The 26,577-nt window shown below is 58.8% G+C and carries 19 protein-coding genes and 5 pseudogenes; 18 read left to right on the top strand and 6 right to left on the bottom strand.

What is annotated here, in order from left to right; genetic code table 11:
• Positions 1-123 precede the first annotated feature (123 nt).
• From ABSE61_RS30895 to ABSE61_RS30865, 7 genes and pseudogenes are all read left to right on the top strand, one after another.
• Positions 124-2,521, top strand: a pseudogene (locus ABSE61_RS30895) (glucan 1,4-alpha-glucosidase).
• A 94-nt stretch (positions 2,522-2,615) separates the two neighbouring features.
• Entirely contained in the window at positions 2,616-3,098 is a 483-nt protein-coding gene (locus ABSE61_RS30890; protein ID WP_423874956.1) for a DoxX family membrane protein, read from the top strand.
• The gene (locus ABSE61_RS30885) at positions 3,095-3,538 is read left to right on the top strand and encodes a cupin domain-containing protein (protein ID WP_423874955.1); all 444 of its coding nucleotides are present in this window, start codon (positions 3,095-3,097) and stop codon (positions 3,536-3,538) included. The genes ABSE61_RS30890 and ABSE61_RS30885 overlap by 4 nt, the downstream gene beginning before the upstream one ends.
• 5 nt (positions 3,539-3,543) lie before the next feature.
• A complete protein-coding gene (locus ABSE61_RS30880; protein WP_423874954.1) occupies positions 3,544-4,485 on the top strand; it encodes a VOC family protein in 942 nt (313 codons plus the stop codon).
• Between the two features lie 5 nt (positions 4,486-4,490).
• A complete protein-coding gene (locus ABSE61_RS30875) occupies positions 4,491-5,348 on the top strand; it encodes an SDR family oxidoreductase (protein WP_423874953.1) in 858 nt (285 codons plus the stop codon).
• Positions 5,349-5,356: 8 nt separating this feature from the next.
• The gene (locus tag ABSE61_RS30870; protein ID WP_423874952.1) at positions 5,357-6,922 is read left to right on the top strand and encodes a GMC oxidoreductase; all 1,566 of its coding nucleotides are present in this window, start codon (positions 5,357-5,359) and stop codon (positions 6,920-6,922) included.
• A complete protein-coding gene (locus ABSE61_RS30865; protein ID WP_423874959.1) occupies positions 6,922-8,736 on the top strand; it encodes a glycoside hydrolase family 15 protein in 1,815 nt (604 codons plus the stop codon). The genes ABSE61_RS30870 and ABSE61_RS30865 overlap by 1 nt, the downstream gene beginning before the upstream one ends.
• A 253-nt stretch (positions 8,737-8,989) precedes the next feature.
• Here ABSE61_RS30865 and ABSE61_RS30860 read toward each other — a convergent pair whose 3' ends face one another.
• A complete protein-coding gene (locus tag ABSE61_RS30860; RefSeq protein WP_423874951.1) occupies positions 8,990-9,322 on the bottom strand; it encodes a hypothetical protein in 333 nt (110 codons plus the stop codon).
• A gap of 651 nt (positions 9,323-9,973) precedes the next feature.
• Here ABSE61_RS30860 and ABSE61_RS30855 point away from each other — a divergent pair.
• From ABSE61_RS30855 to ABSE61_RS30845, 3 genes are all read left to right on the top strand, one after another.
• A complete protein-coding gene (locus ABSE61_RS30855) occupies positions 9,974-10,627 on the top strand; it encodes a PRC-barrel domain-containing protein (protein ID WP_423874950.1) in 654 nt (217 codons plus the stop codon).
• 246 nt (positions 10,628-10,873) lie between these two features.
• Positions 10,874-11,548 carry a chloride channel protein gene (locus ABSE61_RS30850; RefSeq protein ID WP_423874949.1) on the top strand — a complete coding sequence of 225 codons (675 nt, stop codon included), beginning with the start codon at positions 10,874-10,876 and terminating at the stop codon, positions 11,546-11,548.
• Complete coding sequence (locus ABSE61_RS30845; RefSeq protein ID WP_423874948.1) at positions 11,454-12,206, top strand: chloride channel protein; 753 nt, start codon at positions 11,454-11,456, stop codon at positions 12,204-12,206. The genes ABSE61_RS30850 and ABSE61_RS30845 overlap by 95 nt, the downstream gene beginning before the upstream one ends.
• A 714-nt stretch (positions 12,207-12,920) precedes the next feature.
• Here the strand turns inward: ABSE61_RS30845 and ABSE61_RS30840 are convergent.
• Positions 12,921-12,995 (bottom strand): annotated as a pseudogene (locus ABSE61_RS30840) (BA14K family protein); the annotation flags it as partial.
• Between the two features lie 72 nt (positions 12,996-13,067).
• Positions 13,068-14,057 (bottom strand): annotated as a pseudogene (locus tag ABSE61_RS37135) (ERF family protein); the annotation flags it as partial.
• 340 nt (positions 14,058-14,397) lie between these two features.
• Between ABSE61_RS37135 and ABSE61_RS30830 the strand changes: the two are divergent.
• From ABSE61_RS30830 to ABSE61_RS30795, 8 genes and pseudogenes are all read left to right on the top strand, one after another.
• Positions 14,398-15,348, top strand: a complete 951-nt coding sequence (locus tag ABSE61_RS30830; RefSeq protein WP_423874947.1) for a metallophosphoesterase family protein — start codon at positions 14,398-14,400, stop codon at positions 15,346-15,348.
• Positions 15,349-15,361: 13 nt separating this feature from the next.
• Entirely contained in the window at positions 15,362-15,739 is a 378-nt protein-coding gene (locus ABSE61_RS30825; protein ID WP_423874946.1) for a cupredoxin domain-containing protein, read from the top strand.
• Between the two features lie 30 nt (positions 15,740-15,769).
• Positions 15,770-16,231 (top strand): annotated as a pseudogene (locus ABSE61_RS30820) (sigma factor); the annotation flags it as partial.
• Between the two features lie 88 nt (positions 16,232-16,319).
• The gene (locus tag ABSE61_RS30815) at positions 16,320-16,430 is read left to right on the top strand and encodes a sigma factor-like helix-turn-helix DNA-binding protein (RefSeq protein ID WP_423874958.1); all 111 of its coding nucleotides are present in this window, start codon (positions 16,320-16,322) and stop codon (positions 16,428-16,430) included.
• A gap of 2 nt (positions 16,431-16,432) precedes the next feature.
• Positions 16,433-17,239 (top strand): anti-sigma factor family protein, encoded by an 807-nt coding sequence (locus tag ABSE61_RS30810; RefSeq protein ID WP_423874957.1) that lies wholly within the window; start codon positions 16,433-16,435, stop codon positions 17,237-17,239.
• 161 nt (positions 17,240-17,400) lie between these two features.
• On the top strand, positions 17,401-18,777 hold the full coding sequence (locus tag ABSE61_RS30805; protein ID WP_423874945.1) for a c-type cytochrome: 1,377 nt from the start codon (positions 17,401-17,403) through the stop codon (positions 18,775-18,777).
• Positions 18,774-19,271, top strand: a complete 498-nt coding sequence (locus tag ABSE61_RS30800; RefSeq protein ID WP_423874944.1) for a (2Fe-2S)-binding protein — start codon at positions 18,774-18,776, stop codon at positions 19,269-19,271. Before ABSE61_RS30805 ends, ABSE61_RS30800 begins: the two co-directional genes overlap by 4 nt.
• Positions 19,268-21,490, top strand: a complete 2,223-nt coding sequence (locus ABSE61_RS30795) for a xanthine dehydrogenase family protein molybdopterin-binding subunit (protein ID WP_423874943.1) — start codon at positions 19,268-19,270, stop codon at positions 21,488-21,490. The genes ABSE61_RS30800 and ABSE61_RS30795 overlap by 4 nt, the downstream gene beginning before the upstream one ends.
• Positions 21,491-21,507: 17 nt before the next feature.
• On the opposite strand, the pseudogene ABSE61_RS30790 reads toward ABSE61_RS30795, so the two are convergent.
• The 3 genes and pseudogenes from ABSE61_RS30790 to ABSE61_RS30780 all read right to left on the bottom strand — a co-directional run bounded on the left by ABSE61_RS30790 (position 21,508) and on the right by ABSE61_RS30780 (position 26,517).
• Positions 21,508-22,139: pseudogene (locus ABSE61_RS30790) on the bottom strand (HAD-IA family hydrolase).
• A 90-nt stretch (positions 22,140-22,229) separates the two neighbouring features.
• Positions 22,230-23,156 carry a response regulator gene (locus tag ABSE61_RS30785; RefSeq protein WP_423874942.1) on the bottom strand — a complete coding sequence of 309 codons (927 nt, stop codon included), beginning with the start codon at positions 23,154-23,156 and terminating at the stop codon, positions 22,230-22,232.
• Positions 23,146-26,517 (bottom strand): hybrid sensor histidine kinase/response regulator, encoded by a 3,372-nt coding sequence (locus ABSE61_RS30780; RefSeq protein ID WP_423874941.1) that lies wholly within the window; start codon positions 26,515-26,517, stop codon positions 23,146-23,148. The genes ABSE61_RS30785 and ABSE61_RS30780 overlap by 11 nt, the downstream gene beginning before the upstream one ends.
• Positions 26,518-26,577: the final 60 nt, after the last annotated feature.

Here is a 26,577-nt window from a genome sequence, read left to right as displayed (position 1 = left end):
GATTTGTGCAACATCCAGCCGGCCTTGCGCGCTTGGCCGGGTGTTCGCTGATGATCGCTGGCGTCTTCCTTATCTCCAAATTTTGAGAGAGCGGTAACGAATGAGAAACATTGAGGAAGCCGAGTGACAGACCAAACGGTCCCGCCCGGCGCACCCGGGATATCGCCCCGTTGGACCTCAAGCGCGAAGAGTGCAGTCGGGACAGCCGCAGGCGCAGAGAGCAAGGTTTGGTTTACGATCAGCCACGGTATCCTCAACGAAGTCTATGCCCCACGACTCGATACAGCCAGCATTCGTGATTTTGGCTTTATTGTTACTGCGAAGGATTATTTTTCCGAAGAGAAGCGCGACGCCGATCATACGGTCGTTTTGATCGAAGACGGTGTTCAAGCTTTCCGTCTGGTCAACACCTCGAGAGACGGCCGCTACCGTATCACTAAATCGGTCCTATCTGATCCCGATCGCGAAGTCGTGCTTCAGGAGCTTCATTTTGAAGCGTTGGCTCGCAAGCCGCCCGACTATCAGATTCACGCGCTGATCTCGCCTCACCTCGTCAATGCTGGCGCCGGAAATAATGGCTGGGTAGGCGACTTCAAGGGAAGGCCGATGCTCTTTGCGCAAGCGAGGGGCCGGTCGCTCGCGATCGCGTCCTCTGTCCCCTGGATTGCGCGGTCGGTCGGTTACGTCGGAACCTCTGACGGCTGGCAGACATTGAAACGCGGTGAGGGTTTGAAGCCGGAGTATCAATCCGCGCAGAATGGCAACGTCGCGTTGTCCGGTACGCTCGATCTGGCGAACAGTAACGGTCGGGCACTGCTGGCGATGGGCTTCGGAGTTCTGCCTGAGGAAGCCCGCCTTTCGTGCCGTTCTCAGCCTGCAACAAGGCGCAACGGCGGCGCTCAAGAAATATTCCGCTGGGTGGCGCGACCTGCAGAGCGCGTTCCTGCCGCTCGATGAACCCCACGACCCGGCGAAGCTGAACCGCTACCGAGTCAGCACCGCTGTGCTGGCCTCGCATCGGGACGATGCATCAGGGGCGATTATTGCGAGCCTTTCGATCCCGTGGGGGTTCCGCAAGGGCGATGACGACCTCGGCGGTTATCATCTGGTCTGGCCGCGGGATCTCGTCGAAACGGCTGGCGGATTTCTCGCGGCGGGTGCAACGACCGCCGCAAAATCGGTGCTCGACTATCTAATGGCAATTCAGGAAGCGGACGGGCACTGGGTACAGAATTCCTGGCTTGACGGCCGGCCCTACTGGCAGGGCGTCCAAATGGACGAAACGGCTTTTCCGATCCTGCTCTACGATATGCTCCTGCGCGTCGGCGCGATCAAAGCGTCCGAGGCCGGACATTATGGGCGATTGATTGAGACTGCTGCTGGTTACATTGTTCGCGCCGGCCCGACCACGCAACAGGATCGCTGGGAGGAGGACGGCGGCTACTCTCCGTTTACGCTGGCGGTTGAGATCGCGGCGCTGCTGGCGGCCGCCGATGCGATAGACGGAGCCGGCAACAGCGCCAAAGCGCGATATCTGCGTGATGTGGCCGATGGCTGGAACGAGCAGATTGATAACTGGACTTATGCGACCGAAACCGAGCTTTCCCGGACACTCGGGATCGACGGTTACTACATGCGGATCGGATTTTTCGGCGGCGACGGCGTGTTCGGATCGCGCGGCTTGATACCAATCCGAAATCGAGCTGGTGGCGACGAAGTGCTGGAAGCCGGCCTTCTGGTCAGTCCCGATGCGCTCGCCTATGTTCGATTTGGTCTGCGAGCTGCCGACGATCCACGCATTCTCAATACGGTTGCCGTTGTCGACTCTTTGCTTAGACGGGAATTGCCAGCCGGTCCCTATTGGTATCGCTACAACGATGACGGTTATGGTGAGCACGCCGACGGCGCGCCTTTTGACGGGTCCGGCATTGGCCGGCTTTGGCCGCTTTTGACCGGCGAGCGCGCGCACTACGAACTCGCCGCCGGAAGGCCCGAAGAAGCGAAACGTCTGTTGGCAACGTTCGAAGTGTCCGCCAGCATCGGGGGCCTATTACCGGAGCAAATTTGGGACAGCGAAGATATTCCGGAGAAGGAGCTGTTTCTGGGGCGGCCTTCGGGAAGCGCGATGCCGCTGGTTTGGGCACACCCTGAACACATCAAATTGCTGCGGTCATTGCGGGACGGCGCGGTATTCGACATGCCGCCGCAAACCTACGCCCGCTACGTGAAAAGCACGCCCAAGCCGGCGCCCATTGTCTGGCGTATGGACACGAAAATTAGCCGGATGGCGGTGGGCCGAAGGCTGCGCCTTGAATTTCTGGAGCCGGTTTCGGTGCATTGGTCGATCGATAACTGGGCGACCGCAACGGATAGCAGAACTGACGCCACAGGCTTCGGCACGTTCATTTGCGATCTTCCTACTCAAGCGCTGGCTGCAGGCGCAGAAGTGCGCTTCACGATGCTGCGGACTGGGCCGGGTAAGTGGGAAGGCAACGACTTTATGGTCGCAATTGGCGAATAATGGTCATTCGCGGGCACTATAGCTTCTCCCGTGCGTTGTCATCCGGACCAGACTACGTTTCCGGTCGAGCTTTCTCCGGTTAAGGCTGCGAACAATGGCCGTTCTAAGTATCGGTGCCGCCTTGGCCGCTCGCCTAGCGCTGGTCATGCTGTTTTTGCCATTTAGTGCGCTGGACAAGGTCCTCAATTTCAGACCGGCGGTCGACCAGGCGGCGGAAGCCGCGCCGAGCCGTTCGCTCGCGACCGTCCTGATCTTTGCCGGTTTGGGCGTAGAGGTGTTTATGTCGCTGGCCATTCTGACGGGCATCGCTGACCGCTTGGCGGCGCTCGTGCTGGCCGCTTATTGCATCGTCACGGCCCTGCTGTGGAAACAGTTTTGGAAGACGCCGGATTTCCGGCTGCGCGGCGCCAGCCATGGCCGGCAGTTATTTTGGGATTTTCTCAAAAATCTCGCGGTTGGCGGCGGCTTTCTGGCGTTGGCGTTCGGCGCAAGCGCAAACGGTTTTGAACGGTTTGTATCGCATCCCCTGGCATCGTCACACCCCTATAGCCTGAGCCCTGTCGCGGCGGCCAGATGAGCGGTCGGCCGACGATCTCGTATTGGCATTTGTGGACCGGTGCGGATGGCATTAGCCGGCTGACGCAATGCACGATGACTGAGTTTGAGTTGAAGTCGATGAATGCGCCTGCCGATCCGCAATGGCAGGGGACAAGTTTCACCGGGAACATGACGACGATGGTGACCGTACAGCCAGTTGGCTGGATCGGTGCCTGGCACGAAAATCCGAAACCACAATGGATCGTGCCGTTGTCAGGGCGCTGGTTCGTTGAAGCCATGGACGGCACGCGGATCGAAATGGGGCCAGGCGAAATCTCGTTCGGCAGTGATCAGAATTGCCGTGAGATCGATGGCAAACGCGGCCATCGGTCCGGGACGATCGGAGACGTTCCGGCAGTACTCATGGTGGTTCAGTTTGAAGAGGCGTCAGCCCCCCGATCACCCTGCGAATTCCGGTGACCGGCATGGCAAGCGCGAAGCCGCACGTCCTGGTTCGAAGACTGGCCCGCTTCGGCCTGACGACGCCAAATGCGCATCAGTTATCCAACTTTTATCAGAATGCTTTGGATTTTCGATTGCTCGGGACTGAGCGGCGTTCGGGAGGTGAGTTCGAGCGGCTGATGGGCGTGGACGGCGGGGCTTCGGTAGTCACACTGGGGCTTGGCGACGAAGTGGTTGAACTCCTGCAATTCGACCGACCGGGCCGGCTTTATCCCAAGGATGCTGCTTCTTCGGATCTATGCTTTCAGCATTTTGCGATCGTTGTTGCGGATATCAATGCAGCTTATCAAAGGCTGGTTTCCGCCGGTGGGTGGATGGCAATCTCGACCGATGGGCCGCAACAATTGCCGGCCTCCTCAGGTGGTGTCACGGCGTTCAAATTCCGCGATCCCGACGGTCATCCGCTGGAGCTGCTGGAATTTCCAAACGACCGGATGCCGCCGTATTGGCAGAGCCGCCCCCGGGCCGGCGTCTTTCTCGGCATCGACCATTCAGCGATCAGTGTTGCCGACGGTGCTGCCAGTACTGAATTTTACCGAGGTCTCGGCTTCCGTGTATCGGGACATTCATTCAACAGCGGCACTGAGCAGGAACGGCTGGATGCCGTAAGACATGTACAAGTAGAAGTCACGGCGTTGGAGCTCCAGCAGGGCACTCCGCATGTCGAATTGCTCTGCTACAGATCCGTCACTCGCGGGATAAGTTCCTCTGTTCACGGTAACGATGTGGCCGCGACGCGGCTGATGCTTCATGTCGATGGGTCTTCAGCAGAAAGCGTCACTCCGCAAGGTTTGATCGATCCAGATGGCCATCGCCTGGTTATATCGATACCCACTAAAGGATGCTCGCCGATCAAAGCGCTTTCCAATTCCGGCTCGTCGCCGGCTTTCGTCAAACCGGAGTAATCTCCATGACCTCGCCGACAGAACAGTCCACGGCCGTATCAACTGCACCACCGATCGCGGTTCCAAAGCTCCTCTACGGACAGAAGGCGTTGGTCACGGGGGCCAATTCGGGCATCGGCAAGGGGGTCGCGATCGCTTTGGGGCAGGCCGGTGCCGACGTGGTGGTCAACTACGTCGATGGTGAAGACGCAGCCAACGCGGTGGTCGAGGAAATCAAAAAATCCGGTGCCTTGGCCTATGCGCAGCAGGCAGACGTTTCTTCGGAAGATCAGGTCGCAGCCATGTTCACTCGGATGGTCAAGGAATTCGGTACAATCGATATTCTCGTTAGCAACGCTGGTTTACAACGCGACTCAGCCATTCACGAGATGACTCTGGAGGAGTGGAATAAGGTGCTCAGCGTCAACCTCACCGGTCAATTCTTGTGCGCGCGCGCGGCGGTAGGGGAATTTCTCCGTCGCGGCGTAGTTCCCTCAATATCGAGCGCCGCGGGCAAGATCATCTGCATGAGCTCAGTGCACCAGGAGATTCCGTGGGGTGGACATGCCAACTACGCCACTTCCAAGGGCGGGATCAAACTCATGATGGAGAGTATGGCGCAAGAACTCGCGCCGAAACGCATCCGTGTGAACGCTATCGCGCCCGGTGCGATCAGAACGCCGATCAACACGACCGCTTGGGACACAAAAGAAGCCTATGACGCACTGATGACGCTGGTGCCTTATGGGCGGATTGGTGAGCCCGAAGACATCGCGCGCGCGGCCGTATGGCTCGCGTCAGATCAATCCGATTATGTGGTTGGCACGACGCTATTCGTTGACGGCGGTATGACGCTCTATCCCGGATTTGCCACAGGCGGATAGGAGCGGCAATGTCAAACCATTACGACGTTATTGTTATCGGTAGCGGCCCTGGCGGGGCGTCCGTTGCGCACAAGCTGGCACCCACCGGCAAGCGCATTCTGCTGCTGGAGCGCGGCGATTATCTGCCGCGTTCACCTGCCAATTGGGATTCTCAGACAGTATTCGTCGATGCAGCTTATCAGGCAAAGGAGACTTGGTACGGTGCCGACGGGCGGACTTTTCATCCCGGCCTGCACTATTTTGTCGGCGGCAATTCAAAGGTGTATGGCGCGGCCCTGTTTCGGATGCGCGAACGGGACTTTGATGAAATCGTACATAAAGACGGTATATCGCCTGCGTGGCCACTGAAATATGATGCATTTGAACCTTACTATTCGGAAGCAGAACGGCTCTTTCGCGTGCACGGACAGCGCGGTGAAGATCCCACCGAGCCGCCGTCCAGCGGACCGTTCCCTTATCCTGCCGTTTCGCACGAACCCCAGATCCAGGCGTTGAGCGACAGCTTGGCCGAGGACGGCTTGCACCCGTTTCATCTTCCGTTGGGCATATTATTGGACGAAAAAGACGGCAAGGCCACTCCGACGAGCATTTGTATCCGCTGCGATGCTTTTGACGGTTTTCCATGCTTACTCAACGGAAAGGCGGATGCGCAGGTGATGTGCGTGGATCCAGCGTTGAAAGGTTATCCCAATCTGACGCTGCTGACCGGCGCCTATGTGTCGAAGCTTGAGACTGATGAAACCGGTAGGTCGGTGACGGGAGTCCGCGTTATCAGAGGCGGTCAGGAGGAGTTATACTCAGCCGACATCGTGGTTGTCGCTTGTGGAGCACTGTCGTCAGCACTGCTATTGCTGCGATCGGGAAATGACAAACACCCGAAAGGTCTTGCGAATGGCTCCGATCAGATTGGACGCAACTACATGCGTCACAATCAATCGATCTTGATGGCCCTGATGACGCAGCCGAAAGATACCATTTTTCAGAAAACACTCGCGGTGAGCGACTATTATTTCGGTTCCGATGATTGGGCTTTTCCGCTCGGTCTGATCCAGATGTGTGCGACCTCGCACGGTGCTCAGATCAGGGGCGAAGCACTTCCCAGCTGGCTCGAATGGATGCCGAAAATGCCGTTCGAGGAAATGGCCCGGCGCTCGATGGATTTTTGGCTGTCCAGCGAGGATTTGCCGCGGCCGGAAAACCGTATTTCGTATGATGGCGACCGCGTGGTGCTGGACCTCACGGAGGGTAACATGGAAGCCCACCATCGTCTTAAGAAGAAGCTTGGAACAATGCTGAGCAAGGCTGGAGCGCATCCCATGTTGCTGGAGCGAAGCCTGTATCTTGGCCAAAACGTTCCGATCGGAGGCACAGCTCACCAGGCTGGAACCGCACGGTTCGGGACCGATCCGCGGGCGTCAGTCCTTGATCTCGATTGTAAGGCACATGAGCTCGACAACCTCTATCTGGCCGACGCCAGTTTCTTTCCGTCGATTGGTGCGGTCAATCCGACTCTGACGATTATTGCAAACGCACTGCGCGTGGCTGAGAAAATCAAGCTGCGATTGACAGCATGATGCCGAACCAGATTGAGGATTACGCTGCGATCGGCAATTGTGCAACGTTAGCGCTTGTCGGTCGCAATGGATCCATCGATTGGCTGGGATTTCCAAGGTTCGACAGCGCTGCGTGCTTCTCCGCTTTGCTTGGAGGAGCCCAGCAGGGCCGGTGGCTCATTGGTCCGGCTGCTGATTGTACTCAAATCTCAAGACGCTATCGCGGCGACACCTTGATACTTGAAACGACCTTCGAAACCGAAACTGGCTCGGCTCGCGTCATCGACTTCATGTGGCGCCGAGATGGCGTATCGGACCTTGTCCGGATTGTACGAGGATTAAGCGGCACGGTCGCCATGCACGCCGAGCTAATCGTGCGATTCGAATATGGTTCGATTGTGCCTTGGGTCTCTCGGCAGGAAGACGGCAGGCTCGAACTGACAGCTGGCCCAGAACGACTGATATTGGAAACGCGCGTTCCGCTTCGTGGCGCAAATTTCAAGTCGATCGGAGAGTTCGACGTTGCGGCTGGGGAAGAAGTTACGTTTACATTGAGCTGGAGCCATTCGTATCGACCGTTACCTCCTCCTTTCCGAGCCAATGATGCTTTGGCTGAGGCCGAACTGTTTTGGTCGAACTGGGCCGCGCCAATCAAACGGGCAGGGGAGTGGTCCGAGCCGGTTCTGAGGTCTTTGCTAACGCTAAAGGCGCTCTCGCATCGCGAGACAGGTGGGATCGTTGCCGCGGGCACTACCTCTTTGCCGGAAAAAATTGGGGGAGCGCGCAACTGGGACTACCGCTTTTGTTGGCTCCGCGATGCGACGTTCACATTGTATGCCTTGCTTGAGGCGGGCTTTCTCGATGAGGCGAAGGCTTGGCGCCGTTGGCTGCTTCGATCGGTTGCCGGAAATCCGGATGATCTGCAAATCATGTACGGCATAGCGGGAGAACGGCGCCTTGTGGAGTATGAGATACCTTGGCTTGCGGGCTATCAAAACTCAGTGCCGGTCAGGGTTGGCAACGCGGCGGCTGGCCAGATTCAGCTCGATGTCTACGGGGAAGTCCTCGATGCGCTGTATGTTGCCAGACGAGCTGGCCTTGCTGAAAACGACGCTAGTTGGGGGCTTGAATGCGCGCTGATCGAACATCTGGAAACGATCTGGGATCAACCGGACGACGGAATTTGGGAAGTCCGTGGTGGACGCAAGCATTTTACGCATTCCAAAGTTATGGCTTGGGTTGCCTTTGACCGAGCAATTCGATCGTCCGAGGAGTTCGGTCTAGAAGCTCCTTTGGAGCACTGGCAAACTGTTCGCGATAGAATTCATAAAAGAGTCTGCGATGACGGGTTTGACGCTCAACAGAATTCGTTCGTTCAATCCTTTGGTGTGACCGAGCTTGATGCCAGTCTTCTTTTAATCCCGATTGTCGGATTTCTGCCCGCAACTGACGCGCGCATACGCGGGACGTTATCTGCGATCGAGCGGAACCTTGTTAGGGATGGCTTTGTCCTGAGGTACAACACCACTACAGGGACGGACGGACTGCCGCCTGGCGAGGGTGCTTTTCTGGCTTGCAGCTTCTGGCTGGCCGACAATTATGTGCTGCAAGGGCGGATTGATGAAGCTCGAATGCTCTTCACCAAGCTTTTGTCGTTGTGTAATGACGTCGGATTACTCGCCGAGGAATATGATCCGATTTCGAAGAGCCAGCTCGGTAATTTTCCGCAGGCATTCTCACATCTCGCGCTGATCAATACAGCGCGCAACTTGATGGGTGCGGGTGGTCCGGTCCATCAACGGTCCTCGGGAAGCAGCAAGACGCGCGAGATTTGAAGTTAGATGGATGAAGCACCCTGCTGCCGCGGGCCGTAATCGTTAGGCGATCCACGGAGCGATATTCTAGATCCGAACAGGCCATTTATCCTGACCGCGCCGGGTTGTGAAGGCGCCGATTCTTTTCTGGAAGAGCGCGTGGATTATCCCAAGCTGGAGAGGTTGAAGAGGTTGAGAAGACTCCGTTATTGCTGCTCTAGTTGCTTTACTCGCGGTCGACGTCATCAATAAGGGCCCGGAAATCTGCGCGCATTCAGCCAACTGTGAGCGCAATTGACCGGTGCAAAAGGAGCCGATTTCGCTCAGATTGGCACGCGTCATTGGAGATCGCCTCCGCGACGCTTTGTACAGCAATGAAAGCGTCGAGCATGAAATCGTCTGGTTCGCGTGAATTCATCTGTTCCAGAGAGAGCAGTTCGACAGCGCTCATAAAGCATTCGTCGTCCGCGTCCGGTCCAATCGAGAGCAACATTGAATGCAGTTTGCGGGCAAGCGGTTTCTTATTGTCGGTCGTTCTCAAATTCCTTGTCCCGCGATTGAAAGCGTCTTCCTCTTCGTGGTCGATCGTTGGTAGTACGTCTGTCATACCAGAGCCATTAGTGAGCTCCTGCACTGAGATCAGTCGCGGTACGAACCGGTTCATCTCTCAGACAACGTCGCGCTACCATGATTTCGGCCTCGGTAGCGCCCCGGCTCCGCGCCCATGCTTCAGCAGCTGGAGCCGAATATTTTGCGACGTAAAGCCGGACAACGACGCAGGACATATGATGGAATTCACCCGCTTCAAAGCTTGCGCAGCGAGCCCCGATAAAAGCGCGATACGCGAGTATCCAGCGATTCCACATCTTCCTCACCTCCGTCGGCAGGCAACTGTTGATGCAGGCCAGGGTTCCAGGCCGAGGTTTGAAGCTTTCGGGCGCGTCGGTGAGGGCGACGAGAATCTGGAACCGGCAGGCAAGCGCTCTGTGAACCTTCCGGGGAAGTCATCGAGCCGGTCGAAAAAAGCTCAGGCGGCCAACAAGAACAGTGTTCTAACGCGTGTCCGTTCGCGGCCGCTGTCGTTGTCGGTGTTTACTCGAACGGCAAAACGCACGAGCGGTTGACGGCCGCAAGTTGTTTGTGTCAGTGCATTCTAAAGAAGTATCTAACTTTCACCGACGCCTCAATATCCGGGACGGTGCGACGTCCATTCTGTTGCTAATTCGATAGTCAACAACGCAAGAATGGAGATCAAGCGATGAAGAGAACGACTTTGGTGGCAGCAGCTATCCTGACGACGGTTTCGTCGGCAGCACTGGCGCAGGCAACAAGCCCCAATTCCAGTGCGCCGCCTACCTCGGCCACTGCCAAACCACAGGCGGGTGGACCAGGCCTTCGACAGCAATTGACGAATAGTTTGCAACAGTCTGGCTTCACCGATATCAAAATTGTTCCGGATTCATTTCTGGTTCAGGCAAATGATAAATCGGGAAATCCGGTCACGATGTTCATCGGACCGAACTCGGCAACCGAATTTACATCCATCGGATCAAATGATCAGACATCAGGTTCAAACGCCGGCGGCAAAGCGGACATGCAGTCTGGCGGCATGTTCACCAACATTCCCGTCAAGGACGAGCTCAGCTCAAAAGTGGTCGGCCTCGATGTCTACAACAATGCCAATCAAAATATCGGTACGATCAAGGATGTGGCCTACAACGGCACCAGCGTGAACGGCTATATCCTCGGCGTCGGTGGATTTCTTGGAATGGGCGATCATTATGTCGCGGTTCGTCCTACCGCGATCAAGCTCAGCTATGACGCCAAAGACAAAAAGTGGCACGCAAATATGGATGCTAACGCTGACCAGCTTAAGGCTGCTCCGGAGTACAAGTATCCGAGCAACACCTGATCGATTTTGTCGGGCTGAAGTGCGGCAGGAAGCCCCTGCTTTCGTTGTTGGTCTAAATTGAATTGGTAATTCGGCAAGCAGGATCGCTTTAGGGCGGTCCTGTTTTGCTATTGTGCCGCTGTCAGAATCGACCTTGAACATGAAGCGGTAGTGTATCCATTTGATCTGGTCTTGTCTTATAACGATAGTGGTGGGCATCACGATCATACGGTGAGATATGACTTGCTTGAAAGACGTTGAAACGACGTGGCCAAACATTCTTCTCCCGCTGCAGCTCTGATTGAACTTGGCCCGCACGCCGGCTGGCGCTTTTGGTTTGCGATCGTGCTGACAGGCATTGGGACGGGCGCGAGTGCGGCTGCGCTGACGTTGATCCTACAGGCCGTCCAGCATTTCGTTTGGCCTGGTGCCGGCGGAACGTTGCTGGACGCGGCCGAACAGGCGACCCCTTGGCGGCATATTCTTGTACTTATGGGCGCGGGACTGGCGACCGGTGCCGGCCAGATCATTCTGGTACGCTTGACTGCCGGTAACAGCATAGACATCACGGAAGCCATCTGGCTCTCCGCGGGACGGTTACCGGCATTGCGAACTCTGGGCAGCGCGGTGTTGTCAGTTATTGTCGTCGGAATGGGCGCTTCGCTCGGTCGCGAGGGAGCACCGAAACAGGCGGGCGCGGTCATCGCCAACGTGTTGTCGGACAAGGTCCACTTTTCTGACGAACAGCGCCGACTGCTGGTTGCTTGCGGCGCCGGGGCAGGTATGGCCGCGGCTTATGGCGTGCCGCTGGGTGGGGCGCTATTCGCGCTCGAGGTGCTTTGGGGGAATGCTGGCTTTGCGGCTTGTATTACCTGCGATACTTACGTCGGTCGTCGCCACCGCAACGTCATGGCTGGCGCTGCCAAATGCACCAACTTATGAGCTCCCTCATTTCGAGGGTTCCTTCGCGAATCTCGTTTTGGCTATGCTGGTTGGACCCATCGCCGGACTTGTTTCGGTGGCGTTCGTGCGGATTATCGCGCTCGCCGACCGATACAGGCCAAAGCATCGCCGGCGGCTGATGGCTCCCATTCTGGTGCTCGGGCTGCTCGGGCTGGTATCTATTCCTTTCCCGCAGTTGCTGGGAAATGGCAAAGACATTGCACAACTCGCGTTCGCGGATCAGATCCCGTTCACCCTGTTGCTGGCGCTGCTACTGCTCAAACCCGCAGCGACGGTGTTGTGCCTTGGAAGTGGTGTACCGGGAGGTTTGTTTACACCGTCGCTTGCGCTTGGGGCGCTGCTGGGCGGGGTTGTCGGCCACGCCTGTTCATCGCTTCGGCCTGAAATGCAGCCTGCACTCGCTGCCTTGATAGGTGCGGGAGCCGTTCTGGCGGCCACCCAAGGACCGATCTCGGCGGTCGTACTGATCATGGAACTGACCGGGCGGGACAGGTCGTTCGTTGCGCCTTTATTGCTTGCGGTCGTTATCGCGACGCTGGTTTCTAGGATGATCGAACCACGTTCGATTTATGATGCAAGGCTCACGGATGAACAGATCGCGCAAAGACAGAAGCTGCGAGAGCCGCCTCAGCGATGAGAGCATTATGCGTCGCGAAACTAATAAATAAATTAGGATCGCCGCGCAGAATCTGGCCAGACGGACGTGGAACTTTACTCCCCTGTTCCACTTGCCAATTTGCGCGTTTGAGCACGGTAGCTTACCGCGTTTTGTGATCGCTACATAAGGGGATGACGACGATCGGAATGGCATGCAAAAGCTCGTGGCCGGTCTTGTATTTCTCTCGGTGGGCTATGGCTGCTGCGCCATGGCGCAGGAAAATATCAGCGCTGCCTCTAGGAAGGAAATCAGCCCCGCCTTTTGGAATCGTCACGTTCCTCTAAAAATATTTTAGAAATTCAAGAAGCGGCGTTCGACAATACTTATCCATGATCTGAATCGAGCGGAGGAAAACCAAAATGAATTTCAAACTTATTCGCGCGACGGCGCTGGCTATTTCGTTTCTTTCAGGGCCAGCCTTTGCGCGCCCTGTCGGTGAAAGCATATACTGCGCTACCAGAGAACCAGGTAACCCGCACAGTCGGCTGTGTGATTACATTATGTGGAGTAAATGGAGAGAGCGCGGCGGTTGGGACCCCACGCTTGATACCGCTTGCTTCCACAATCCAGCTTTCGTTCCGGGCGAATGCGGCCTAGATCCGCGGAGCAGACAGTCCAGAGCTTGGTGATCAAGATGCGCCGACGCACGCATAAAAAACAGCGGCTCAGTTTGAGCCGCTGTTTTTTCAATCCCTATTCGCAAGGATGTCTCCGACCATCGTACCCGAGATAGGTCCCGGAGGCTGGATCATAGGACTTGTAACGCTGAACTGCCTTGGCGGGTTCCACGACCTTACGGGTTTGGCTCCAAAGGTCGGCGGCCGTGACCATAGGATCAATCCCCTGCGCGTTCCACCAAACGCGTTCGTCGCCCCGACGGTGAAGCTCGCGGTGGTGAAGTCGGCAGATGGGGACGGTGAATTTGTCGCTGACTTTGCGACCCATCGCGGTTTGCTCGGCGAACTTGATGTGATGTGCATCCGATGGGATTCTGCCACAAACCAGGCACGGTTGAGAGGCGACAAACCTCAGGTGGTCTCGGTCACGTTCTCGCACCGGTTTGCCGATGACGGTGACCTGCTGTTCGCTCGGGCCAAAGTGTCCAGTCGGGTCCAAAAGGTCGGTTGGACCTTGGTTCGGTGGTGCCTCTAGACTTTCGAACTGGATCAGTTTTGTCGAGAACAGATCCTCAACCAGCCGAGCATCCGTTACCGAAAGCTGGCTTTTTAAGGGAAGGACTCGATGCGCCCATTTCGCGAGGGCCTCAGAACTCGTTAGCCGTTCAATCTCAGATGCTAGCTGGCGGCGCAAAACATCGGAATCCTGGGCCGGCAGAGTTGGTGGTCGAGTCGGACGAGCGTGCTTCGCTGACGTATGCAGGGAGTGTCCCACGGGTGCCGGAAAGTGGTCGTGCGACGCACCGTTTCCGGATGGAATATCAGGTACATCCAGGTCGTCCTCGCCGGCAATCCCTACCAGCGTGAACAGGGCGTAGCGGCGGGCATAGGTGAGGGCCGCGCCCAGCCGATGGGGAGCGGCCGTTTCGCTGATCGGGCAGACCGGCCAATCCGAGGATACCCATTCGCCGGAGGCATGCACGAGCGTGGTGGTAAGTCTGATCAGGTTGGACTCGCGGTCGATGGCGGTGGTCTGAACGGTCGCGATCTCGTGCTGGCCTAAACACTTGCGGACCAGATCAAGACCACTGGAGAGCGGGGCATAACGAAAGATCCGGCTTGCCTCCCGTGGAAAGGGAGAGACGATGGTCGCGGTCAGGGATTTTTCCGGATTGGCGATCGCGGCCTGGGCCTTGGCAAGCGCCGCCGCCAATGTGTTATTCCATCAGCGAGGCCGACGCGATGGTATGAGATCGCCTGCGATCTTTGACGCGGAGAGCCCTGTTATCTGAAGAAAAGCCCTGTTATTCGCAAAGAAAAAACCCCGGCGAATACAGTTTTGTCAATATATTCAGTATCATGCGGAGGGATTCGCCCGCCATTGATGCAAAAACGTCAAATAACAGGTGTAACAGGGCCTGTGCTGTCAGCAGGCGGAGCGAACCCACCTCCACAGCACCGGGAATAAAGCCCGAAAAGCCCGAGTCTTCTCCCCGTACGGCGCAATCCTGCGCCAGTTGGAGCCGCGCCAGGCTCCATAGGGAGAATATGACATGGCTAAAAAGGGCCTCGACGATCAGGAAAAGGGATTAGGCCGCCGAGAAGTGCTGGAATGCATGGTCTGGGCGGGAACCGGTGTCCTTTGGACCATCAGCGGGGGTGTTCCGCATTCGATCGGACTGATCGGGGAAGCGGCAGCCGCCGAGCCCGCGACCGGCTTTACCTTCCTGCAAATGAGCGACAGCCACATCGGCTTCGACAAGGCAGCCAACCCGGACGCCCTCGGCACGCTCCGCGAAGCGGTCGCCAAGGTCAAGGCGATGCCGACCAAGCCAGCTTTCATTATCCACACCGGCGACATCACCCATCTCTCCAAGGCCGCCGAGTTCGACAATGCCGATAAAGTATTTGGCGAGACCGGCGTGCAGATGCATTGGGTTCCTGGCGAGCACGACATCATCGATGAAGACCGCGGCAAGGCCTATCTCGATCGCTACGGCAAGGGTTCGAAGGGGGCAGGCTGGTATTCTTTCGACGATCACGGCGTCCACTTCATCGGCCTCGTCAACGTCGTCGACCTGAAGGGCGGCGGTCTCGGCAATCTCGGCGCCGAGCAACTCGCCTGGCTCGAGGCTGATCTGAAGGGCAAGTCGAACAGCACGCCGATCGTCGTGTTCGCCCATATCCCGATGCAGATCCTCTACAAGGAATGGGGCTGGGGCACCGAGGACGGCGGCCGCGCGCTCGATCTGCTGAAGCGGTTCGGATCGGTCACTATCCTCAACGGTCACATCCATCAGCTGGCGCAGAAGGTCGAAGGCAACATGACCTTCCACACCGCGTTGTCGACGGCGTTCCCGCAGCCGGCTCCCGGCAGTGCGCCGTCACCCGGGCCGATGCTTGTCCCCGCCGATCAACTCCGCAGCAAGCTTGGACTGTCGACCGTCACGGTCTTGCAAGGCAACAAACCGCTCGCCTTCATCGATAATACGCTGGCCGGCTAATCTGAGGACTATCATGCAAGCTTTGATGAGCCACCTGCGCATCGTTATGGCGCGATTTTCTTCCGGTCGCGCCGTCGTCGTTGCGATGCTCCTCGGTCCGGTCGCCGGCGCGTTGCTGGCGTTCGGAGCGATCGCGGCGCAGGAGCCAAATGAGGTGACGATTGACAACTTCACCTTCGGTCCGAACGAGCTGACCGTTGCGGTCGGAACGACGGTGAAATGGGTCAATCACGACGACATTCCGCACAACGTGGTCAACAAGGACAAGGTCTTCCGGTCAAAGGCGCTCGACACCGACGATTCGTATTCCTTTACGTTCGCCAGTGCCGGCACCTTCGATTATTTCTGCGGCCTGCATCCGCATATGCAGGGAAAGATCATCGTCAAGTAACCACGCCGTGAGGGCTCTGATTGACGAGACATGACGGCAACTCTAGCGGTACACCGGGTGGCTTTCCGGTGTACCGCACTTGAAAACGACATGCTAAAAGACCGGCTGGAAGGCTCAGATCGAGTGTCTGGCCAGCAGAAAACGTCGGTCTCCGTAGTGCAAAACAAGGATGCTAAAAACGACTTTGACGAGATCTTCGCGCCGTATTTGCCTGAGGCTTACCGCCTCGCACAGTGGCTTTCCGGCAATGCATCGGATGCGGAAGATATCGTCCAGGAAGCCGCGATACGGGCGTTTCGGGGCATCAACGGTTTCGGAGCCGTCAATGCCCGGGCGTGGTCGCTGACCATCGTTCGTAACACGGCTCTGACTTGGTTGACCAAGAACAGACCGAAAAAAGTTACCTATATCAATGACCTCAATCCGGCGGAGCAACAGGAAATCGAATACGAAGGGCTCCACGGTACGAAAGTAGAAACGCCGGAAGATGTCGTCCAGTTCAAGGCAGACGCGACGGCGATTCAGAAAGCGCTGGAGCAGTTACCGATGCGAGGTGATCGTTTTGCGGGAAATCAATCAGATGAATTATCGCGATATCGCCGAGATCACCAACGTTCCCATCGGCACCGTGATGTCCCGTCTGTCGCGAGGAAGGCAGCTCCTGATAGAGCTTCTCGGGGATCGGAAGTAATTATGGCCGCGTCTTTACGAGATAACGACGAACTGCAGTTAACCGCCTATTGCGACGGCGAGCTCGACCCAGCCGCGGCGGGTGAGTTCGAGCGTCGGCTCGCGGCCGACGAATTGCTGAAAGCGCGCTATACGCGGCTGATGTCGTTGCGGCAGGCCGTTCGTTCGCTCCCGCAGGCCGACGTCCCGTCGGACTTGCAGGCTAAAATTCAGGCTAGGCTGAAAGCGGAGACGGAGCGGTCGACCACAGAGCGGCCGAGCAACGTCAGCAACGTAACAGTCCTGCGCCGCCGGAACTGGTCGTTCCAGGCGCTTGCGGCATCCGCCGTGTTCGGTGCTGTGATCTCGGGTTCGGTGCTGAAAACGATCGATCGTTTTGGACAAGAAGATACCATCGCGAGCGAAGTTGTCGCCGGTCATATCCGGGGCCTGCTGGCGCCGCAGCCGTTCGATATCGCATCCTCCGATCGTCACACGGTCAAGCCGTGGTTCACGTCGCGGCTGCCGGAATCGCCGCAAGTGCCGGACCTTGCCGCGCAAGGCTTTGCGCTCCTGGGCGGCCGGGTCGATGTGATCAACAATCGTCCGGTGGCGACCATCGTTTACAAGCATGCGGCACATACCGTCAGCCTCACGACGCTACGGCCCGGCCAAACCGTTCCTGAGCAAACGATCGCCGGCTATAATGTCCGAAGCTGGAGCGACGGGAATTTCACGTACGTTGCGGTAGGCGATTTGCCGAGCGCGGATCTCGCGGTGTTTGAGCGCGAGTTTGCCGCGGCGGCGCCGGCCCCGGAAATAAAGCAGTAAAATGGCCGGTCGATATCCGTCTTCCTGCCCGAACGGTCGCGAAACGTCCCATTTTGCGACCCGGACGCTATGTTACAGCGCTGAAAACCCGGCGCGAATTTGGACGCAATCCGGCAAGTTGTGCTAGCAATGCGTCCCAAAGCAATAAGAGCTTGGGACGCATGTCAAAGTCGGGAATCATCGCGGGCGCAGCCTTAGCGGCGCTGATGGGTGGGGCGATCGCCGTCTTTGCGGTGGTCTGGCGGCCGGCGATCGAGGGAATCGACCCTCCCGCGCCGCAATCCTTCGAACCGGCGCTTGTCAAACGCGGCCGTGATCTAGCGGCCATCGGCAATTGCAGCGATTGCCATACGGTAAAGGGTGGCAAGACCTTTGCCGGCGGCCTGCCGGTGCCGACGCCGTTCGGCACGATCTATTCGTCGAATATCACGCCCGACCCGCAAACCGGTATCGGCCGCTGGTCGGAAGCCGCTTTCCGCCGCGCCATGCGCGCAGGCGTCGACCGTACCGGACAGCATCTCTATCCGACCTTTCCCTACGACCATTTCACCAACGTCAACGACGAGGACGACCGCGCGCTTTATGCGTTCCTGATGACCCGGCCCGCCGTTCGCGCCGCCACTCGCGCCAACGATCTCGCATTTCCGTTCAATCAGCGTTTCGCCGTTGCCGGCTGGAAGCTGCTTTTCCTGAAAGGCGGGACCTACAAGGCCGACAGTACGCAAAGTGCGGAGTGGAACAGAGGCGCTTATCTCGTCGACGGTTTGGCCCATTGTGGCGCGTGCCATACCCCTCGCAACGCGCTCGGCGCGGAGAAGGCGAGTGCGTCATTTTCCGGTGGTGACGTCGACAACTGGCACGCTTACGCCATTAATGCGCAATCGCGCTCGCCACTGCCCTGGACTACCGACGCGCTGTTTCATTATCTGCGTCAGGGCTGGGATCCCGATCACGGCGTCGCGCGCGGGCCGATGGCGGAAGTGGCTGCCAACCTTGCATCGGTGCCGGAAAACGACGTCCGCGCGATCGCTCTTTATATGGGAAGCGTGTTCGGGCCTCCGACGCAGGACCACCTCGATCGAGCCAAGGCCACGCGTGCGGACATCAAATCGCCGCAAGCTCAGCCTGCCTCCGCTCAGCCTGCCACAGCTGATAATCCCGCTGCGCTGGTCTATCAGGCCGCCTGCGCAACCTGCCATGACTCCGACCGGCCGTTGCCCTACAGCGGAATCAACCTTCGCCTCAGCACAGCGCTCAGCGCGCCGGATCCGCGTAACGCAGCCAACGTCATTCTATCCGGCATTCGTCCCGTAGGCGGGGAACGCAGCCCCATCATGCCGGGTTTTGCCGATAGCATGACGGACGATCAGATTGCGGCATTGCTGAATTATCTCCGCGGCCGCTTCAGCGCGCAGCCAGCCTGGAGCGGCGTCGAACAGATCATCCGGGATGCAAGGCATAGCGAAACCGTATCTCTCCAGACTTCGCCGGGGCCTGAAAATATTGCCGGCGGTTCCATGCAGCGAGAAAAACCATGACAACATTGAAGGTCAACGGTCACGATCACGAGATCGATGCCGATCCCGATACGCCGCTGCTTTATGTACTGCGCGACGAGCTCAAGCTCAATGCCGCCAAATTCGGCTGCGGTCTCGGCCAGTGCGGCGCCTGCACGGTGATCGTCGACGGCAAAGCTGTGTTGTCCTGCGTCACGCCGCTGCTTCTGCTGAAGGATAAGGAAGTGACGACCCTGGAAGGGTTGGGCACGGTGGAGAAGCCCGCGCCGATTCAGCGCGCCTTCATTGAAGAGCAGGCCGCGCAATGCGGCTACTGCATCGCCGGAATGATGATGCGCGCGCAAGCGCTGCTGCAACGAAATCCAAAGCCGACCGATGCGCAGATCCGCAACGAGCTGCAAACCAATCTTTGCCGTTGTGGGACCCACATGCGCGTTCTTCGCGCCGTGCATCGCGCCGCGCATCTGATGGATACCGCTGAATTGACGACAAGTGGCCAGGGGAGCGCGCAATGAACGGTCCCGTATATCTCGATCGTCGTCAGGTTCTGGCCGGTGGGGGGGCCCTGGTCGTCAGCTTCTCGCTGTCGGACGCTTTTGCGCAGGAGCATGCCGCCGCGGGCGCTCCAAAGCCACCCGGCAGCCTTGCGACCTCTCCTTACCTCGATGCATGGATTCGTATCGACGCGGACGGCATCACGGCTTTCACCGGCAAGGCCGAACTCGGCCAGGGTTTCAAGACTGCGTTTCAGCAAATTGCTGCGGAAGAACTCGATGTTCCCTTCGAGGCCATCAAGGTCGTGACCGCCGATACCGGCCGCACTGCCAATGAAGGCTACACGGCCGGCAGCCACTCGATGCAGGATAGCGGCACGGCGATCCTGCATGCGGCTGCACAGGTCCGCGCGCTTCTGATCGCCGAGGCCGCGCGACGGCTCGATCTGCCGGCGGAAAATCTTCGTACCGAAAACGGTTCGGTGGTCGCACCGAATGGCCAACGCCTTGGTTACGGCGATCTGGTCGCGGGGGACATGCTGCACGTGCAGGCCGAGGTTAAATCTAACTTGAAAGATCCCGCGACCTACAAGGTGATGGGACAACCGGTGCCGCGTGTCGATATTCCGGCCAAGGTCACCGGCGGTGCGGCTTACGTCCAGGACATGCGATTGCCGGGCATGGTGCATGCACGTCTCGTCCGTCCGCCGAGCTATGGCGCCCAGTTGAGCGAATGCGATACGTCGTCGGTCGAAAAGCTTCCGGGTGTCGTCAAGGTTGTTCGCAACGGCAATTTTCTGGCTGTCATCGCAAAAAAGGAATTTCAGGCCATCAAGGCGATGCGGGCGCTTTCGGCCGTCGCAAAATGGAACGAAAAGCCGGCCCTGCCGAACCAGAATGACCTGCCAAGCGTCATCACCGGATTGCCATCGAAGGACTCGGTGATCTTCGAAGTCAGCGATCCCGCAGTCTCAGGCCAAAGAACTCTCGAAGCCACCTACACCAGACCTTACCAATCGCATGGCTCGATCGGCCCGTCCTGCGCGGTGGCGCAGCTCAACAACGACGTCATGACGGTCTGGACGCACACGCAAGGTGTTTACCCCGACCGCCAGGGCGTCGCCGAAATGCTGCGCGTGCCGCCGGCGAAAGTTCGTTTGATTCACGTCGAAGGCTCCGGCTGCTACGGCCATAACGGCGCCGACGACGCGGCCGCCGACGCCGCTTTGATCGCGCGCGAACTGCCCGGAACTCCCGTACGCGTGCAATGGATGCGCGAACAGGAACACGGCTGGGAGCCCTATGGTCCGGCGATGGTCACCAAACTGAAGGCATCGCTCGACGACAGCGGTGCGATCGCGTCATGGAATTTTGAAGTCTGGAGCAACACGCATTCGATGCGGCCGGGCGGTGGCGGCTGCCTGCTGGCGGCCCAACACATGGCCAATCCGCTTGCCATACCGGAGCCGAAGCCGCTGCCATTGCCGGAAGGCGGCGGCGACCGTAACGCGATTCCGATCTACAAATTCCCCAATGCGCATGTGGTGCATCACTTCATCCCGTCAATGCCGGTCAGAATCTCGGCGATGCGGGCGCTTGGCGCCTACCACAACGTATTTTCGATCGAGAGCTTCATGACCGAACTCGCCGAATTGGCTGGCGCCGATCCGGTCGAATTCCGCCTGAAGCATCTTGACGATCCACGCGCGCGCGATGTCGTCGAGAAAGCCGCCAAGGAGTTTGGCTGGCAGAAGGAACAGAAGGCGCCGCAGGACCGCGGCTATGGTTTCGCTTTTGCGCGATACAAAAACCTCGCGGCCTACTGCGCCATCGCCAGCGAGGTGGAAATCGACCGGGAGACCGGGCGTCCGCGTCTGGTGCGTGCGGTGGCTGCCGTCGACAGTGGGCAGGTCGTCAACCCCGATGGGATCATCAACCAGGTCGAGGGCGCCATCCTCCAGTCGATGAGCTGGACGCTCTATGAAGCCGTCACCTTCGACGACACCAGGATCACGAGCATCGACTGGCAGACCTATCCGATCCTGCGTTTCGACGGAATTCCTGAAAAGGTCGATGTCCACATCATCAATCGTCCGGGCCAGCCGTTCCTGGGCAGCGGTGAAACCGGGCAGGGGCCGGCGGCGGCATCGGTCGCCAATGCGGTTGCGAACGCTGCCGGAAAACGGCTGCGCGATCTGCCGTTGACGCGGATCAAGATCAAGGACGCGATCGACGCCTAAAGCGCGCCGTCAGCGTCTCATCGAAGCGGCAGGCCGGTTGCGGCCTCAAGCTCGTTAAGAGCTTTGCCGGGCGTCGCGCACCTTGATCGTGGTCATGCCCATCTCGCGTGCCGGCTTCAGGTTGATGCCGAGATCGTCGAGATAGATGCAGCGCCTGGGATCGACCGCGAGTACATCGGCCATCATCCGATAGATCTGCGGATCGGGCTTTTTCAGTCCGATCTTCGCCGATTCGATGATGTGGTCCAACAGTGCATCACCACGGCGATGTAGAGCGTGCGCCCGCCGGCGCTGCCGATCGCATTGGCTGGAAGGTTGTTGGTGATGCAACCGGTCTTGAATTTGGACTTGATCCGACGGAGCGCTTCGACCATTTCGGGGCGGAGGTCGCCGGCCAGTAGCGGCAATACATCCCGCCCCGCGGACCTCGGCGCAAGACCCGCGATTCCGCCGCGAATAGTTTGTCGAATGTTTCGATATCCACCTCGGCCCGTTCGAATTTCGCCCAGGCGTTCTCCAGATGATTGGCCGTGTTGGTGCGGCGGATGATGTCGGCAGGCAGGCCGCGCTCGGCCTCGAAACGGGCGAACGCCTCAAAGGGCGAGGACGTCAAGACGCCGCCAAAATCCCAGATCACCGCTTCAAACATGGTTTTCCCCGCTCGCACTGGCGCCAGCCGCTAACATGGCGGGCAGCTTTGCGCCAGTCCTTGCAATGGTGGCGAGGGGGAGTGGGGCGGTTAGGTGTTTCGGCGCCCGGTGCTGGTTGCGATGGCGGCTGCCGCCGTACGGTTCTCGACGCCGAGCTTAGCGTAGATCTGCTCGAGGTGCTTGTCCACGGTCCGGGGGCTGAGCCCCAGGATTTGCGCGATATCGCGATTGGTCTTGCCTTTGCTCAGCCAGGACAAGACCTCGCCTTCGCGCGTGGTCAGCCCGAGTTCGCTTGAGAACTCCGCAGGCGTGTCGGCGCTCGAATCCTTGGCCAGACGCAGCAGGAATTCGTTGGGCCCAAGCTTTCCCATGTATTGCAGCTGAAGCTGTTCATTTTCCGGAAAAGACGCGGTTTGGGATTTCGGCTTGGGCCTTCCCTTCTGCATCTGCGCGATCCATTGCAGCATAGGCTCCGGAAGTGCGAACTCTTCGCCGGCGCTGGATACGAGATTTTCCGACAGCATCTTTTGCGCCTGTGGCGTGGCCCATACGATTTTGCCCTGCCCGTTGACGGCGAGCAGATACCGGCCCGACACGTCAAGGGCGGCGCGCGCGCTCTGCGTCATCCGGGCATTGGCGAGATGCACGCGAATGCGCGCCAGCATTTCCTCGATCACGATCGGCTTGGTGACATAGTCGACGCCGCCGGCCTCCAGTCCGCCGACGATGTGCTCGGTCTCGGCCAATCCCGTCATGAAGATCACCGGCACGTTGCTCAACCCCGCGTCGCGTTTCAGCCGCCGGCAGGTTTCAAAGCCATCCATGCCGGGCATCATGGCGTCGAGTAAAACGATGTCGGGCGTGATCTGTTCGACGATGCGCAACGCAGCGGCGCCGTCCATCGCCACCATGACCGTCATTCCGGCGCCGTCGAGCGCGTCCGTCAGAAGACGCAACGTTTCCGGAGAATCATCGACGACCAACGCAATGTCGCGTTTCTTGGATTCAGCGATCATGGCTCTGCAGCCCCTTCAGGGTCGCCATGTACCGGTCCAGATCGAAGCGATCGACGAGAGACCGCATTTCCGACACGAAATCCCGGTGCTCTGGATAATCGGTCCCGATCTCATCGAGCTTGACCTGGATCGCGCGGATATAGCCAAGCTGGCCCAAACTGATGAGTTCTTCGACATGGTTTGCCGGTGGCTGCAAGCCGTGACCTGGCTGCCACTTCGCAACCGTCACCTGCTCATCGTCATACTGCCACTCGATCTTCAGGAGCTGGCGGATCAATTCGAGCAGGCGCGGAATATCGATCGGCTTCATCAGATAGCCGTCGTGAAAGGGCTGGGCGAGCGGCGCGCCGTGCGCTTCCAGGGCGCTGGCCGACACCATCAGGATACGAGCCTGGTGGTGGCCGTCTGCGCGAAGCGTTTCCGCAACCGTCCAACCGTCCATGCCGGCCATCGAAATATCCAGCAAGAACAGATCCGGACGGCAGTGCTGGGCAAGCGCGAGACAACCCGGGCCATCGGGTGCGGCGAGCAGGATAAAGCCGAGCGGCGTCAGCACCTCGCGCAACAGATCGCGCTGGATCGGATCGTCGTCGGTGATCAGGATGGTCTTGCGCGCCCCGTGATAGCCGGACGGTATTGCGTCGACGGGAGCGATCTGTTTCGGATTGGCCACTTCCGACAACAGCAACTTGACGCGGAACGTGCTGCCGCCGCCGACCGTGCTGGCCACCTGAATATCGCCGCCCATCACTCCAGCGAGCAGCCGGCTGATGGTCAACCCCAGTCCAGTTCCGGTCTGGGGTTGCGAGACGCCGAGCGCGCCGCGTTCGAACGGAGCAAAGATACGTTCGAGGTCGCTCGATTGAATGCCGGGACCGGTATCGGTTACCTCGAATTCGGCGACGGGGCTGCGATAATGCACGACCAGCTGTACGCTGCCGGACTGGGTAAACTTGATCGCGTTGGAGAGCAGGTTGATCAAAATCTGGCGCAGCCGCTTTTCGTCGGCATAAACCACAGAAGGTAAGGTCGGCGCGCGGCGGAAAACGAAGTCGATCCCCTTGGCGGCAGCCTGAAGGCGGAACATGCCGACGAGCTGATCGAGAAATTCGCCGATACGGACTTCGTCGCGCGACAGATACAGCCGTCCGGCCTCGATCTTCGAGATATCGAGGATACCGTCGATCAACCCCGATAAATGGTCGGCGCTACGACGCACCACGCGCACCTGATCGCGTGGCTTGGTGCTGAGACTTGCGTCCTGCTCCAGGAGCTGCGCGTAGCCGGAAATCGCGTTCAGCGGCGAGCGCAATTCGTGGCTGAGGCCGACGACGTAACGGCTCTTTGCGAGGTTCGCGGACTCTGCGACTTCCTTGGCGCGCTGCAATTCGGCGTCGGTACGTTTGTGGGCGTCGATTTCCTGAATCAGCAGCGTGGTTTGCCGCCGGGTTTCCTCTTCCGCGGCGCGCCGGCTCTGCTGCGCCAGTACGAACAACCAGGCGACAACGCCGATGATGATCGTGAGCGCGAAGAAGACCTTCCAGAGTACCTCCGACAGCAGGACGTGATCGACATCAATGGTGGTTGACGTCTGAAGGTAAATCAGGCCGAGCGTCAGCGCGACGAGGCCCGCGGAGACCGCAAAGACGCCGAGATAATGGCCAAGCTGGGAGTTGATCCGCGCGTAGATCGGCTGCGGCAGCAATTTGCCGAGCGTTTCTGATACCTGTGCCTGAATGCGCGCATGCGGCTTGCAGAGGTCGTGGCAGCGCGCGTCAAGCGAGCAGCACAGTGAGCATATCGGCCCGGCATAAGCCGGGCAGGACGCCATATCCTCCGGTTCGAAGGTATGTTCGCAAATGCAGCACTGGATCGCTTCGACGTTCTGCCAGCTTCGCTTCGGCTTGCGCGCGATGTAATACTTTCCTCCCGTCGCAAACGCGATCACCGGTGCAACGACGAGCGCGACGAGCAGTGCAACGAAAGGCGATAGCGCCTTTGCGGTCGGTCCGAACAGGCCATAGAAAGCGCTGATGGAAACGACGGTGGCGATGGTCATGGCGCCGACGCCGACGGGATTCACGTCGTAAAGATGCGCGCGCTTGAATTCCATGTGCTGCGGGCGCAGGCCAAGCGGCTTGTTGATGACGAGATCGGCGACCAGCGCGCCAACCCAGGCGATAGCGACATTCGAATAAAGCGCGAGCGTCTGTTCCAGCGCCTTGTAGACGCCGATTTCCATCAAGAGCAGCGCGACCAGCACATTGAACACCAGCCAGACCACGCGGCCCGGATGGCTATGGGTCAATCGCGAAAAGAAATTCGACCACGCGATCGAGCCGGCATAGGCGTTGGTGACGTTGATCTTGACCTGCGAGAGGATCACGAAGGAGCCGGTCAGGGCTAATGCCAGACCAGGCTCCGACAGGACATAGCGAAACGCCTGAAGATACATGTAGGCGGGTTCGGCAGCGTGCTCTTCGCTGACACCATGATTGAGCGCGAAGAAAGCCAGGAAAGATCCCGCCAGAAGCTTCAACGCACCAAGAATGATCCAGCCGGGGCCGGCGCTGAGCAACGCAATCCACCACGCCTTCCTCGAAGTACGCCGGTCGCGCGGCAGGAACCGCAGAAAGTCGACCTGCTCGCCGATCTGCGCCACCAGCGAGAAAACCACGGAGGCCGCCGTGCCGAACAAGAGAAGATCGAGATGGCCGGAAGGGTTACCGTGTTCGCCGGCGAATTTAGTCCACTCCGCAAAGGAATGTGGGTTCGCATAAGCGATCGCCGCGAAGGGAAGGACATGTAAAACGATCCAAAGCGGCTGCGTCCAGAGCTGGAAACGGCTGATCAGCGTGATGCCGTAGATCACCAGCGGGATGATGACGACGGCGCTGATCAGATATCCGACCGGTCGCGGAATTCCGAGACACATCTCAAGCGCGCTGGCGAGAATGACGGCTTCGATGGCAAAGAAGATGAAAGTGAAGGACGCGTAGATCAGCGAGGTGATCGTCGAACCGATATAGCCGAAGCCGGCGCCGCGGGTCAGGAGATCGATGTCGATGCCGCATTTCGCGGCATGATAGGCAATAGGCAGGCCGCAACAGAAAATAATGACGCTGACGACGAGAATGGCGGCGGCGGCATTGGTGACGCCGTAATTGAGCGTGATCGTGCCGCCGATCGCTTCCAGGGCCAGGAAGGAAATGGCCCCAAGCGCGGTATTGGCCACGCGGGCCGCGGACCAGCGCCGGGCGCTCTTGGCGGTGAAGCGAAGCGCGTAATCCTCCAGCGTCTGGTTTGCAACCCATTGATTATACTGGCGTCTGACGCGGTCGATCCGCTGCCGCCCTGCCACTCTGCACTCCCGGTTTCTAAGCGGTCTTCCGCAATTTGGACTGCAACTCCAGTGCCAAAA

Origin of the sequence: Bradyrhizobium sp., from assembly GCF_049519115.1 — a bacterium.
GTDB lineage: Bacteria > Pseudomonadota > Alphaproteobacteria > Rhizobiales > Xanthobacteraceae > Bradyrhizobium.
This window is presented reverse-complemented; position numbering and strand designations above follow the sequence as displayed.